The following is a 14304-nucleotide window of genomic DNA, read 5'->3' on the forward strand; positions in this document are numbered from 1 at the left end:
CCTAATTTTTTAATAAGTTAATGATTTCGTGATTTTTAGAGAATATGGCATATTCAAATGCCGTTTTGCCTTTTTTATCGGCCAATTCTTTATTGGCTTTATTTTTCAGCAGGCTTTCTACCAAATCTTTATCCTGGAGCTGAACTGCATAGATCAAAGGGGTAGTTCCGTTCGCATCAGCAAGGTTGGGATCAGCTCCATTGGCCAGTAGCTTTTGGGTGAGAAGCTTGTTGCTTTTAAAAACAGCAGCCGTAAGTGCGGAGCCTTGAGCACTGCCATAATTAATATCTTTTACTTTATCCATCAAAAAATCAGCTACCTGATCGTTGCCTCTGTAACAGGCCAGAATAAGTGGAGAAAAACCATTTTCATTCGGTTTGTTGATAATGTCCGGATCTTTTTTCATGAGTTCTTTCACCTCAGCTACTGTTCCGCTTCTGGCAATATCAAATATGGTTTTCACTTTTTCCTGGGCAGACGTAAGAGAAAAGCCGAGAAAAAGACTTACGATGAAGATGATATTTTTCATTGTTTTGTCATTACATAATTGTATTCTACATTAACACTTTCGGCAATCTTCTTGGTGACCATTTTCGGAATTGTCACATTGTGATCGGCAGGTCTTGCCACAAAGCTTCCCTGCATATATATTTTCCCGTCTTTAGCGTAAATGGAGGCTGAAGAAGTAACTGCCTTATCTACTCCATGAAAATTCAGGGTTCCCTGAACGGTATATTTCTGTGGTGAAGCCGTGAGTTTTGTCTTATCAAAATTTACCACTTTGCCTTTGAAGGTAGCTTTAGGGTATTTGGCGGTTTCTGCATAGCTTTCGTTGAAGTGTTCTTCCATTAATTTGGTTTTAAAATGGAAGTTTTTGACAGCGGAAACGGAGGCCATTTCACCGTTATCCGCATTCAGTACAACAACGTTATTGTCATCTTTAGCGTAAACATCTTCGAACAGGGGCACGGAGGCCTCAAAGGTTACGGTACCTGTTTTGGAACTGTATTTCTGGGCTGAAACGAAGCCTGTGAAGAACAGCATACTGCTTATTAATACTAATTTTTTCATATCAAATATTTTTAATTTTCAGCAAGCCCGTCGGCTTTCCATTTGATGAAGGTGTTAATCTGGGTCTGGGATAAAGATCCGCCCTGAGGCATTTTTCCCGGGTCTCCGTTGGGTCTCTGTATTCTGTCGAGAATACCGTCAATATTGTTTTTTACATCGGTGTAAGTTGTAAGGGGCTTAAAGCTTCCTGTGGAATGGCACCCGATACAGTTGTTGTCTACAATAGATTTTACCTCGGAATTGTATTTAACAGTCACTGTGATAGGGGTCTGATCTGAGATCTCCTCGTAGGTTCTGCTGTCACAGGCAGTAAACAGGGCAGCCGATGATAGTATGTATAGTATCTTTTTCATCTTAAAAAACTCTGTAAAGGTTAAACCCAAAGAAAATCTGTCCTTTCCCCCATTTGCCTACCGCATTGGTAAGGTATCCTATATCTGAATTGATCTGGGAATTGGTGAATAAAAGCTGGAAAACATGTCCCCCGGTTTCTATGTCCATACCCAGCGAAAGTGGGTTCTTGTAGAAACTGTGACTGTCAAAATTCACAAAATATTCTGCATTTACAGAGATTCTTTTGGAGATTTTATAGCGCCCGCCCAATCCGGTCAGGAACTGATTTTTGTCTTCAATAGCCGGATCGTAAAGATTTTTGTGAACATAGGAAGGTGACAGCTGCAGTGAAAACTTATCGTTGAATCTTCTTGAGATTAAGGCCTGCGTAAGATAAGAAAGCCTGTCACTGAACCTGAGGTGGGGATAATTGTCCTTATCCAGATCTGTATTCAGGGCCATCACATTATAGCCTACAATATCTGCCGGGAAATTTTCACTCTGCTTTACAAGTTTGTATTTTACGGCACCTTCAAATGTTTTCATATTGGTTTCCCTGGAAAGACTGACTGAAACATTGTCGGTAATACCATAAATCACGCCTAATTTGGTAGAAGCATCATCAAGACCAAAAAAGTTTTTAAATCCGGTACTGATGTCTCCAAAGCGGTGGGCAACCACGATGTACCATTCATTTTTGGCAGAGAGTTTTGTGGATTGGCCCGTGACAATCTGTAAAGCTTTAAAGGCCGGCTGGGAAATTTCTGAAGTTGTTTTAAGGGTGTCAATATCTTTCAACAGGTCTTCTTGCGCTGAAACAAAACCTGAGGCTAATACCGACAAAAATAAGAGAGTTTTTGTCATATACAATTTGAATTAAATTATGATATGACAAACTTATCGAGTTATACATTCAAAATCCGGTGATAAAAGTCACCATAGAAATTGTTTTTATCAATGATAAAGACAAAAGAATTAAAACATCATATATTAGACAGGTCTAACATTTTCATTTACAGCAATTTTGATTCCTTCTTTGGTCTGAAGAATTTCGCCATCACTTTCAATTTTTTTAAGACTCTGCTTACTACTTCCCTTGAAGTTCCCAGATTGTTGGCTATTTCGCGGTGGGTAATTTTTAGAGGATGGTTTCCCGTAACCGAAATTTGTTGTTTGATGTAATTCAGGACCCGCTTATCAAGTCTGTGGAATACGGCATCATTTACCATATTCATGACGTCTGAAAAACGTTTATCATATTCATGATAAAATATCCTGTTGATCTCCGGAAAGCGGATGAGCCAGCCGTGAATAACAGAAACCGGAATCAGGATAACCTCAGACTCTTCCTCAGCAACGGCATATACCCTGCTGGTGTAATCTGTAAATATAGAAGAAAAAGTCATGAGACAGCTGTCATTGGGTCTTATATAATAATAGATAAGTTCCCTGCCGTCATTAAGTGTAAAAACTTTTATAGAGCCTTTAATAAGAAAAGGGACATATTTGTTTTTCTGTCCTTCTCTGACAATCTCTGTTTTTGATTTTATTTCAGTAATAATTGCATTAGCATGCAATTCATTTAAAAAATCTTCTCCTAAAAAACCAAATTTATCAAGAATGAATTGATTATTTACCATATCCTCTATGTCATATCTAAAACAAATTTAAAAAAATCAATATAAGAATACGTAAAAACATTTAACAATTAATGAATTAAATAAAAAACTGCCTCATTTATCATGAAACAGTTTTTTGTGAGTATTTATAATCTGTATTTTAAATTCAAACCATAAAAGAAATACGCTTTGCTCGGTCCGGGGTTGAGATCCGTCGCGACCCCTTTCGGATAACCATTTCCCGTATCTGCATCGTTGATACTATTTCCTAAAAATAAGAATGTATAATTGATCTGATTCGTTAAGTTATTCCCCATAATGTAAGCATCAAGATCAAATTTACCGAAAGATTTTTTATACCCTAATTTTGAATTAAGCAATCCAAAACCTTTTACAAGATTAGTATTGGCAAAATCTGTATATACATTTCCTAAATAATTATACGTATTTACAAGATAGAAACCTGATTTTGTGTATACATCCAAACCAATTGCATATTTGTTTCTCGGAACTCCTACTACAGTTTCATGGTCATAGGTTTGATCTGCTCCTAATAATCTTGTTTTAAAATCCTTATACTTCGCATCATAATAAGATAAATTCACAAACGGTACAACCCTGTTGATGAATGAATTATCGTTCTTATACTGATAGCCGATACTTATTTCCAAACCGCTATTTTTCTGACTTCCTGTGTTTGCCCAATACGTTTGATTACCGGAATTTGGTATCGTTAATTGCGTTAGTTTATCGGAATAATCAATTCTGAATAAAGAAACCTGATAATCTAATTTGGTATCCAATAGCAATCCATGTACACTGAAATCTACCATTTTTGCACGTTCCGGTTTCAGATCATTATTAGCTGTATTGGTATAATTGATAAAAGATGAACTTGCAGTAGGTGCATTATATCCTTCACTATAACTCAAATTAAAAATCTGATGCTTCCATTCTTTTTGCAATGCAAAGTGTGGTGTGTAAGCTGTTTCGTATTGCTTCCCGAACGACTGATCTTTTTTACCCGGAATTAAAGCAGGGATTGCATACAAATCCTTTCTGTCGTAGTTGGTTCTATTCGCACTAATTCCTGCAAGTAAAGTTAAACCCCAAGGTTTGTAAGTTAAGTAATCTATTGCAAAATACGTTGCCTGATTATTATTATACTTAAAATATGTTGCTCCGGAAATCCCCGTAGTTTCTAAAGGATTCGTAATTGATCCCGTGAAGCGATAACTTGAAGCAGTAGACATCGAATTCTGAATCTCTGTACCGAAATCCAATCTGTTCTCGAAATCTTTGAAATCATTTTTCAAGGTAAATGTAGAACGTAATCCCACATTCGGTGCACTTGTCACTCCATAAGCTCCGGCTGAAATACTTTCTATATTTCCATTGTAATAAAACAATGTCGTGTAGTTTCTAAGGTTCGGGAGAATATTCACAGAGTTGCTCAATCCTACTCTAGTCGATTTTATTTTTGTACCTGAATTTTTGCGAATATAAGCTGGATTTCCATTATCAATTCCTGCATAATAATCATCGTAAGAAATCTGTCCCGAAGTATGTTCGTAAGAATATGCCTGACTTCCAAAGAAACTTAACTGATCGTTTTTTCCAAGCTTAACCGTTCCGTTTACATTAAAAAAGTTTTTCAACCCACCTCCGTTTGGCCGATAACCATCAGTTTCCAGGTGGCCATAAGCTGCATTCACAGAATAATTTTCGTCAGCCACATTCAATTGCGTTCGTGACTGGAAAGTCTTGAAAGCTCCAACCAAAGCATTTTCTGAAACGGTAACTCCCTTCGTAAAATCAGGGCGTGTGTAGAAACGCACTACTCCACCAACGCCGCCGCCATACATCGTCGCAGCCGGTCCTTTGATTACCTCAACATTATTTACATACGCAAAATCGATATCATCAAGAATGGTAACTCCTTCCGCGGTTGTCAAAGGCATATTATTCCAATATGCTTTTACGCCCCAGTTATTGAATTTTTGATCGTTTCCGTATCCACGAACAACCAGTCTTTGTCCACCAAAATTGGTTCTCTTATCTACCTGCAAGCCCGACATTGTGGATAAAGTCTGGTCTATTGCAGCAGGATTATTTCTATTCAGCTCCTCTTCTGAAAGTGTTTCTACAGATTGTGCGTGTCTTTTGAACTCTGCACGTTCCTGTTTTATTTTTTTCTTCCCTGGATAGCCACTTCTTCGATAGTGTTTTCCTGTGATTGTTGCGCATTAGCAATGGCAAAGCCTAACAAAGCGGCAACACATATATATTTTTTCATTGATTAAATTAATTATTTGTCGTTTAAGAATTTTTATAAAAGAAAACTGTCTAAACTTTTTACTTAACCACAAAAGACACAAAAGATTTTAGCACTTTAGTTATTTTAAGTTTAATAATAAACCGCAAAGAAGAACACGTAAATTTTTTAATTTACAGACTTTTGGAGATGCTTTAAATCTCTTTTGCAGTTAAATTTTAAATTAGTTTAAACAGACTCAATTTTAAAACTCCTTTCCGGTGGCGGAATTATTATCGACAAATCATACGTATTTTCTATTCTTCTAGAATAATCTGATTTTGATTTTAAATACAATGAATCATTAAAATTAAATTCCCTGTAATCAAATATTGCGAAAGAATTGGATGTTTTAATCAATTTTTTTCCATGCATCGGCAAGTCGAAATGTCGCCATGTATATACTTTTTTAGATGTAAAAAATCCTGAGAATTTTAATATTGAATTGATGACTAAATCCTTTTTATCCAAATAACAATAAAAATATTTAGTTCCGTTAATAACATTAATGTTGATAATGTCGTAAGAAAATCCGTTCAGTGTAAATTCTTTTTCTTCCTTCCATTCTGCTTTTGTTAAATCTTTTTCTGAAAAACAGATTGTTTGGGATTTATCAAATTTATTTTTTGAAATATTGTATTGTGTCTTTTCGTAAACCTCAATTTTAATATAGGAAATAAAAGGATGGATCATATTGAGAAATACGATCATTAAAGGAATAAATAAAAATATAAAGAATAGTTTTTTGTGCAAAAAAGATGATTATTGTCTTTGAGGAATTAATTCCCCGGCAGGTTCTACCGAAACGAATTCCGGAATGGTTATTTTATATGTTTTTTTAGAATCTTTTGTTGTGTATTCTATCCAGCTATCTTTAGGATTTAATTTCGGATTTTCAGAAGATGATTTAGAAGGTGGATCTCCAAAATTTTCAAGCTGATGTGTACTTTGCAGGTTACCCCTTACAGTAATCATATTTCCAGAAATGGTTTGCGTAAAATTGATGGTATTTCCTTCGGCTCTTAAAGATTTTACAGTAAAAAGATCTTTATTGTTTTTTAATTTTAACCTGATGGTATAAACCGTTCCTTTCACACCCGGTCTTCCGCCAAACCAATCTGTTTTTTCTGCAGAAACCAAAGATATTTTACCATGATATAATGAGGAAACCGGCGCTTTACAAGAAAACGCCAGCATCCAAAATATCATTATTAATAACTGATTATTCATTTTTTAATCATCATCACCGTCATCACTTACTTTTCCCAAAACCAGATAGTTTCCATTGTAAATAATCTGTCCTTTGAATTCAGCTTTAAGCACATAGTTTCCGGGAGTTAATCTTTGACCAAATTCTTCGTCAGGCTTCACATTTTTCTTGCTGTATGCCAACCTTCCTGATCCATCAAAAATACTGATGTCAACCGCATTATATTTAGCAGCATCAAATCTTAAATGAGAGATACCTTTTGAAGGATTTGGATATATTCTTATTTCGTCTTTTTTAGATTTTACTTCTCCTGTTGCTAATGCAACTATTGTATTTTGATTAGTCCAAGCTCCTCTTCCGTACGTAGATACCAAAACTGTTCTTGTCGTAGGTCTGTAATCTAAATTAGTAATTCTGATATTGCCTATATTTCCTGTAATTGAAGCCCACGTTGGTGATGAAGCAAGAAAATTCGTCGTTCCCCAAACTCCCATTTCGGTTCCTATAATTACTTCATTGGCATCATCAGGATTTCTTAGAACAGTTCTTACAGGCATATCCGGAAGATTTCCTTCTTTGTTTTGCCATGTTGTTCCTCCATCTGTAGAATAGAAAATACTTGTAAGGTTATAATTGGATAATGTTACAATAATTTCATTTTCGTTGGCTCCAAATTCAATATCAGAAATGGTACCTGTAGCAGGTGAAGTAATTGCCGTAGAAGTATAAGACGTTGTATTGGCATTTGTAATTTTAAAAATTCTTCCCAAGTTCGTTCCTACAAATAGAGTTGTAGAAGCTGTTGTATAAGGAGAAACTTTCATCCAGGAAATCTGCTCGTTAGTTTGTGCGGTTCCTACTGTAACGGTATTATTGGTAAATGATGTAGCTGTAGCCGATAATCCACTCGTTCTGAATAATGTAAGTCCTGAACGATAAGAATAGAATACATTATTAATTCTATCTAAAGCAATTTCATTAACAAAGTGCCCGTAAGCATTTCTATTCGCACTTGAAATCAGGTAATACGTGCTGGTTGTTAATAAGTAGTGATTATTGTATACATAACTTGCAATTTCGTAATTATCCTGATCATCATATTCTGTATACATTCCGTCTCCGGAAGTTGCAAGTTGGCTCGTTAAGAAATTGTTCGCCTGAGGAACGCCATACAACCACCACGAACCATTATCCTGTGCTCCTGCTAACAGTTCTTCATTTGCAGGGTTTTTAATAGGATTTAGCATTGCACCGTAGAATTGGGTAACGTTGTATCTTGTATTTCTTGCTGCAAAACCTGAAGTTGTTGCAATATTATTTTTATTAGCTGCAAAATAAATTCCACCATCATTTCCAAACATCATTTGGTTGGTAGAATAATTATTAAAAGGATTAAAAATAATTTCATGCTGATCCGAATGTACCGTTGAAACCTGTAATGCAGCCATATTATTATTATTCGACCATTTTGAAATCTGCGTCCAGCTTGCTGCTCCGTTGGTGGATTTATACAAATCAATACCTCCGATATAAACTATATTATCATCTAAAGGATCCGTAGCAATAATAAGATCATAGAAAGACTGCCCCCTTGTAAAGTCATTGGCAGGAATACTGGTATCAGCAGCTGTAGGAAGTGTAATAGTTGGTGTTGTATCATTGGTAGCCTGCCACGTAGTTCCTCCATCTGTAGATCTTGCAATACGTACCGGCTCCGAAGTACTGTTTGCTCCCTGCATAAGAGCATACACTTTATTCGCGTCTGTTCTGGAAAGAGTAAAGTTTACCCTTGCACTAGCACTTCCAACATTATAAACCTGATTAAAAGTATTTCCGTCCGCCGATTTCAAAATTCGACCTCCTGAATCTATACTCGTAAATCTTGAACTTCTTGTAGAAACCCAGACAGAATTATCTGCCCCAATCTCTATTTGCTGAATAGAATATCCTGTATTACTTGTCGTATTGGTAGTTGTATTAAGTGCCAGTAAACTTGTATTTTTAGTAAACGTCACCCCGCCGTCTATAGATTTATATAACCCGGCCTGGTTTAATCCCTGAAATACTCCATCATTATAATTACCGCTTACTCCTGCATAAACTTCTGAAACCCCTGCATTATTCCTTACTTTAATATCATTAATATAGAAATTTCCTACTCGGACACCGTTGGAATACGTTACCGGAATGGTGAAGATTTGTGTCCAAGTATTTCCTCCGTCTGCCGATTTCCAGATTCCCGAACCTATTGCATCCGTCGTTGAAGCTTCCCCTGTTCCTACATAGATGATTTGCGGATTATTTGGATCATACGTAATACATGAAACGGAAGTATTTGCCCAAAATGTACTTAGTGGTTGCCATTCATTGCTGGCTACAGACGGATCCTGATTTACCCAAAGACCGCCAGACACTCCGCCTGCAAAAACTCTTTTCCCTGTGGTATCATTCGGGTCATACATAATCGCTCTGGTTCTTCCGCCTACACTATAAGGCCCTCTTTCGACCCAAGGTTCATTAACTATTTTTCCTGTAGAAGAATTATTGCCGGAAATAAAAGACATCTGCTTGGTAGGGGCATATTTTCCTGCAGTAATGTCTTTATTTACTTTTACAAGTTCTTGAAAATTTGTTTGCCCTGTAACAGGATCCATTGTCCTTTTGTAATCTTCTTCATTATATGGATTAGGCGGGATTCCTGCAGCTTTTCCCAATTTATGCTGCTTTTTTACACTCTTATCATATTTAGAATATAATTCCTGAAGGTGTTTTTGATTAGCATGAAGTGTATTATCTTGTGCATAGAGACCTGCTGATGTGCACAACATAACACCAAAAATAATATATCTTTTCATTTTTTTATATTTTCTACAAATATACTTAAATACAACATCAACTGCATTAATTTGAATAAAAAATTAAAAATTACATAAAATAACAGCTCTTAAAGTATAAAAAATTCATTATTATGTTAAATGAAGACAAAAAAAATGCCTCAAATTAATTTGAGGCATTCTGATTTATTTTGAAAAAATCTTAAGCTTGTACGTTGTTTCCACCTAATACGAAAGGCTCAACTTCTTTGATTTCTCCAAATTGCTGCTCGTAGTTAGTGATGTTCTGTTGAAGAGCAGAAAGTACTCTCTTAGCGTGAAGAGGAGCAAGAATAATTCTTGATCTTACTTTAGCCTGTTGTACACCTGGCATTAATTGGATGAAATCTACAACGAATTCAGATGGAGAGTGGTTTACCAAAGCTAAGTTAGCATATACTCCAGCAGCTACCATTTCGTTTAATTCGATGTTGATGTTTCCGTCTTGTGGATTTTGATTGTTGTCCATTGTTATAAATTATGTTTTTTAAATTCGAAATTTGAGATTGTGAAAATATAAAAATAAATTCAAACCTCAAATTTCAAATCATTAATTTTAGTTAAGGTCTTCAAATTCTTTTTTAGAACCTACGATTACATTCTGGTATTCTTTAAGACCTGTACCTGCCGGGATTCTGTGTCCTACAATTACATTTTCTTTAAGACCACTCAAGAAGTCTATCTTACCAGCAACTGCTGCTTCGTTAAGAACTTTAGTGGTTTCCTGGAATGATGCTGCAGACATGAATGACTTAGTCTGAAGAGCCGCTCTTGTAATACCCTGAAGTACAGGCGTTGCTGTAGCAGGTAAAGCTTCTCTTACTTCAACTAAAGCCTGATCTTCACGCTTAAGCTTAGAATTTTCGTCTCTTAATTCTCTTGCAGTAATCATCTGACCTGGCTTGAATTCTTTAGAATCACCAGCGTCAACTACTACTTTAAGACCGAATACTCTGTTGTTTTCTTCCAGGAAGTCAAATTTATGTTCTAACGCACCTTCCAGGAACTGAGTATCACCTCCATCCACGATAGATACTTTAGTCATCATCTGTCTAACGATGATTTCGAAGTGCTTATCGTCGATTTTTACCCCTGAAGACGGTAAACTTCCTGAATTTCATTTACAAGATATTCCTGAACCGCAGTTGGACCTTTGATTCTCAGGATATCATCCGGTGTAATGGAACCGTCAGAAAGCGGAGAACCAGCTCTTACGAAGTCATTCTCCTGAACAAGGATCTGGTTGGAAAGTTTTACAAGGTAAATCTTTCTTTCACCAGTTTTTGCTTCTACGATCAATTCACGGTTACCTCTCTTGATTTTTCCGTAAGAAACTACCCCGTCGATTTCAGTAACAACCGCTGGGTTTGAAGGGTTTCTTGCTTCGAATAATTCGGTAACTCTCGGAAGACCTCCGGTGATATCCCCTGCTTTTGCAGATTTTCTCGGGATCTTGATCAGGACTTTACCAGCCTTGATTTTTTCACCATCGTTTACCATCAAGTGAGCTCCTACCGGTAAGTTGTAAGCTTTTTGCTCAACTCCTTTAGAATCTACCACCTTCAAGGTAGGTACGGCTTTCTTATTTCTTGATTCGGAGATTACTTTCTCTTCGAATCCTGTCTGTTCGTCAATTTCAAGCTGGAATGAGATACCCTGGATAATGTCTTCGTATTCAACCTTACCTGAGGTTTCTGCAATGATTACCGCGTTATACGGATCCCACTTACAGATTACATCTCCTTTCTTCACTTTATCACCCGGCTTAACAGCTAATACTGAACCATAAGGTACGTTAGCAACCATTAACGGCGTTCTCGTTTCGTTATCCGCCACCAATCTGAATTCCGTTGAACGGGAAACCACAACTTCTGCTGTGTTACCGTTTTCATCTTCAGAAGTAATGGTTCTTACTTCGTCCATTTCAACGATACCGTCTCTTCTTGCAACGATAGATGGATTTTCGGAAACGTTACCTGCAGTACCCCCTGGTGGAAGGTTCTCAACGTAAGCTGAGTACCAGGCTCTCCAATGGACTGTGCTGCAATTACTCCTACTGCCTCACCCATATGGATCATCTTACCTGTTGCTAAGTTTCTACCGTAACATTTCGCACAGATTCCTTTCTTGGTTTCACAAGTAAGCGGTGAACGAACTTCTACAGATTCTAAACCTGCTTCTTCGATTCTCTTCGCCAATACTTCATTGATTACCTGATCTGCTTCAGCAATTAATTCGTCTGTTTCAGGATCATATACATTGTGAAGGGAAACTCTACCTAAGATTCTTTCAGAGATCTTTTCAACAATCTCGTCATTTTTCTTAAGTGCAGTTACTTCAGTACCTCTTAAAGTACCACAGTCGTCTTCTGTAACGATAACGTCCTGAGCAACGTCTACCAATCTTCTTGTTAAGTAACCGGCATCCGCTGTCTTAAGAGCGGTATCCGCAAGACCTTTACGGGCACCGTGAGTAGAGATAAAGTACTCAAGGATGGAAAGACCTTCTTTAAAGTTCGCAAGGATCGGGTTTTCGATGATCTCCGCTCCGGTAGAACCGGCTTTTTGCGGTTTTGCCATCAAACCTCTCATTCCGGATAGCTGACGGATCTGTTCTTTAGAACCCCTCGCTCCGGAATCAAGCATCATATATACAGAGTTGAATCCACCTTGGTCAGATTTCATTCTGCTCATGATCATTTCAGTTAATCCAGCGTTGGTGTTAGTCCAAACGTCGATTACCTGGTTATAACGTTCTGTATCGGTAATCAGACCCATGTTATAGTTGGCTCTAATTTCGTCTACAGTTTCGATTGATTGTGCAATCATCTGTTTTTTCTCAACAGGAACCACAATGTCTCCCAGTGAGAAGGAAAGACCTCCTTTGAATGCGTTTGAATATCCTAAATCTTTCATTGCATCAAGGAACTTCACCGTTGTAGGGAAGTCTGTATCAGCAAGGATCTTACCGATAACATTTCTTAATGATTTCTTGGTAAGAAGTTCATTAATATATCCTACCTGCTTAGGTACAATCTGGTTGAATAAGATTCTACCCACAGAAGTTTCGATTAATCTTGTAACGATTTCTCCGTCTTCTTTAACAGGAAGTCTACATCTTACTTTAGCATTTAAAGATACTCTACCTTCTGCATAAGCGATTTCCGCTTCTTCAGGAGAATAGAATGCAAGACCTTCTCCTTTTACTTTCATATCTTCTGTAGAGCTCAGTTCTTTAGTCATGAAATAAAGACCAAGAACCATGTCCTGAGAAGGTACGGTAATAGGAGAACCGTTTGCAGGGTTCAGGATGTTCTGAGAACCTAGCATTAGTAACTGAGCTTCAAGGATCGCCTCAGGGCCTAACGGTAAGTGTACCGCCATCTGGTCACCATCGAAATCGGCGTTGAATGCTGTTGTTACCAACGGGTGAAGCTGAATCGCTTTACCTTCGATCATCTTCGGCTGGAATGCCTGAATACCCAGTCTGTGAAGCGTAGGTGCCCTGTTCAATAGTACCGGGTGACCTTTCATCACGTTTTCAAGGATATCATATACTACAGGCTCTTTTCTGTCGATGATTCTCTTGGCAGATTTTACAGTTTTTACAATTCCTCTTTCAATCAGCTTTCTGATGATGAACGGTTTGTAAAGTTCTGCTGCCATATCTTTAGGAATACCACATTCGTGAAGCTGTAAGTTCGGACCTACAACAATTACGGAACGCGCAGAGTAATCTACCCTTTTCCCTAGTAAGTTCTGACGGAAACGACCTTGCTTACCTTTCAATGAATCTGAAAGTGATTTCAATGGTCTGTTTGATTCAGATTTTACAGCAGAAGATTTTCTTGTGTTATCGAATAATGAATCTACTGATTCCTGAAGCATACGCTTCTCGTTTCTCAAGATTACTTCAGGAGCTTTGATCTCCAATAGTCTTTTCAGACGGTTGTTTCTGATGATAACTCTTCTATAAAGGTCATTCAAGTCAGAAGTAGCGAAACGTCCTCCATCCAATGGAACCAATGGTCTTAGTTCTGGTGGGATAACAGGAAGTACACGCATGATCATCCACTCCGGTCTGTTGATCATTCTTGTATTAGCACCTCTTAATGCTTCTACAACGTTCAATCTTTTCAGAGCTTCAGTTCTTCTTTGTTTTGAACCTTCATTGTGAGCTTTGTGTCTTAAATCGAAAGACAATGCATCAAGATCGATTCTTTTTAACAGATCTTCCACAGCTTCAGCACCCATTCTGGCGATGAATTTGTTCGGATCGGAATCATCAAGATACTGGTTTTCCACAGGAAGAGTTTCCATGATGTCCAGATATTCTTCTTCTGTTAAGAATTCCATAGCATCAAAGTCGGAACCGTCTAATTTTTTAGCAATACCCTGCTGGATCACCACATATCTTTCGTAGTAGATGATCATGTCTAATTTCTTAGAAGGAATTCCTAAAAGGTAACCGATCTTGTTTGGCAATGAACGGAAATACCAGATGTGTGCAATTGGAACGACAAGGTTGATGTGCCCGATTCTCTCTCTTCTTACTTTTTTCTCAGTAACTTCTACTCCACAACGGTCACACACAATTCCTTTGTAACGAATTCTCTTGTATTTACCACAAGCACATTCGTAATCCTTTACCGGACCAAAGATTTTTTCACAGAACAAACCGTCTCTTTCAGGCTTATGCGTTCTGTAGTTAATAGTTTCCGGTTTTAAAACTTCCCCTCTTGATTCCTGAAGAATCGATTCCGGTGAAGCTAAACCGATGGTTATTTTATTAAATCTACTTGATTTATTTTTATTTGACATTTGTTAGATTTTAAATTTTAGATTTTAGATTTTAGATTAATTTTTGAATGTTACCATTCAACAT

10 protein-coding genes and 1 pseudogene are annotated in these 14304 nt (G+C 37.2%); all 11 read right to left on the reverse strand.

Going from position 1 to position 14304, the window contains the following annotated elements; genetic code table 11:
• Position 1: 1 nt before the first annotated feature.
• The 11 genes and pseudogenes from N4G44_RS17925 to rpoC all read right to left on the reverse strand — a co-directional run bounded on the left by N4G44_RS17925 (position 2) and on the right by rpoC (position 14240).
• Positions 2-529: an ankyrin repeat domain-containing protein gene (locus N4G44_RS17925; RefSeq protein WP_474928638.1), complete on the reverse strand. Its 528-nt coding sequence runs from the start codon at positions 527-529 to the stop codon at positions 2-4.
• Positions 526-1071, reverse strand: coding sequence for a YceI family protein (locus N4G44_RS17930; protein WP_474928639.1), 546 nt, complete (start codon positions 1069-1071; stop codon positions 526-528). Before N4G44_RS17930 ends, N4G44_RS17925 begins: the two co-directional genes overlap by 4 nt.
• A gap of 11 nt (positions 1072-1082) precedes the next feature.
• Positions 1083-1424, reverse strand: coding sequence for a c-type cytochrome (locus tag N4G44_RS17935; protein ID WP_474928640.1), 342 nt, complete (start codon positions 1422-1424; stop codon positions 1083-1085).
• A gap of 1 nt (position 1425) precedes the next feature.
• Positions 1426-2268 carry a DUF5777 family beta-barrel protein gene (locus tag N4G44_RS17940; protein WP_474928641.1) on the reverse strand — a complete coding sequence of 281 codons (843 nt, stop codon included), beginning with the start codon at positions 2266-2268 and terminating at the stop codon, positions 1426-1428.
• Positions 2269-2417: 149 nt separating this feature from the next.
• Positions 2418-3044, reverse strand: coding sequence for a Crp/Fnr family transcriptional regulator (locus N4G44_RS17945; protein ID WP_474928642.1), 627 nt, complete (start codon positions 3042-3044; stop codon positions 2418-2420).
• Between the two features lie 125 nt (positions 3045-3169).
• Positions 3170-5260 carry a TonB-dependent receptor gene (locus N4G44_RS17950; RefSeq protein WP_474929043.1) on the reverse strand — a complete coding sequence of 697 codons (2091 nt, stop codon included), beginning with the start codon at positions 5258-5260 and terminating at the stop codon, positions 3170-3172.
• A 266-nt stretch (positions 5261-5526) separates the two neighbouring features.
• Positions 5527-6030, reverse strand: a complete 504-nt coding sequence (locus N4G44_RS17955; RefSeq protein WP_474928643.1) for a hypothetical protein — start codon at positions 6028-6030, stop codon at positions 5527-5529.
• A gap of 69 nt (positions 6031-6099) precedes the next feature.
• Positions 6100-6534 (reverse strand): hypothetical protein, encoded by a 435-nt coding sequence (locus N4G44_RS17960; protein WP_474928644.1) that lies wholly within the window; start codon positions 6532-6534, stop codon positions 6100-6102.
• A gap of 36 nt (positions 6535-6570) precedes the next feature.
• Positions 6571-9402, reverse strand: a complete 2832-nt coding sequence (locus N4G44_RS17965; protein ID WP_474928645.1) for a T9SS type A sorting domain-containing protein — start codon at positions 9400-9402, stop codon at positions 6571-6573.
• Positions 9403-9583: 181 nt separating this feature from the next.
• Positions 9584-9889, reverse strand: a complete 306-nt coding sequence (locus N4G44_RS17970) for a DUF3467 domain-containing protein (protein ID WP_034702050.1) — start codon at positions 9887-9889, stop codon at positions 9584-9586.
• Between the two features lie 87 nt (positions 9890-9976).
• Positions 9977-14240 (reverse strand): annotated as a pseudogene (gene rpoC / locus N4G44_RS17975) (DNA-directed RNA polymerase subunit beta').
• Positions 14241-14304: the final 64 nt, after the last annotated feature.

Source organism: Chryseobacterium sp. GTID13, assembly GCF_056172655.1.

Bases quoted from the DNA above. Each gene is read 5' to 3' on its own strand.
- N4G44_RS17955 (WP_474928643.1), bottom strand. From the start codon at position 6,030: ATGATCCATCCTTTTATTTCCTATATTAAAATTGAGGTTTACGAAAAG.
- N4G44_RS17935 (WP_474928640.1), bottom strand. From the start codon at position 1,424: ATGAAAAAGATACTATACATACTATCATCGGCTGCCCTGTTTACTGCC.
- N4G44_RS17965 (WP_474928645.1), bottom strand. From the start codon at position 9,402: ATGAAAAGATATATTATTTTTGGTGTTATGTTGTGCACATCAGCAGGT.
- N4G44_RS17970 (WP_034702050.1), bottom strand. From the start codon at position 9,889: ATGGACAACAATCAAAATCCACAAGACGGAAACATCAACATCGAATTA.
- N4G44_RS17960 (WP_474928644.1), bottom strand. From the start codon at position 6,534: ATGCTGGCGTTTTCTTGTAAAGCGCCGGTTTCCTCATTATATCATGGT.
- N4G44_RS17930 (WP_474928639.1), bottom strand. From the start codon at position 1,071: ATGAAAAAATTAGTATTAATAAGCAGTATGCTGTTCTTCACAGGCTTC.
- N4G44_RS17925 (WP_474928638.1), bottom strand. From the start codon at position 529: ATGAAAAATATCATCTTCATCGTAAGTCTTTTTCTCGGCTTTTCTCTT.
- N4G44_RS17945 (WP_474928642.1), bottom strand. From the start codon at position 3,044: ATGGTAAATAATCAATTCATTCTTGATAAATTTGGTTTTTTAGGAGAA.
- N4G44_RS17940 (WP_474928641.1), bottom strand. From the start codon at position 2,268: ATGACAAAAACTCTCTTATTTTTGTCGGTATTAGCCTCAGGTTTTGTT.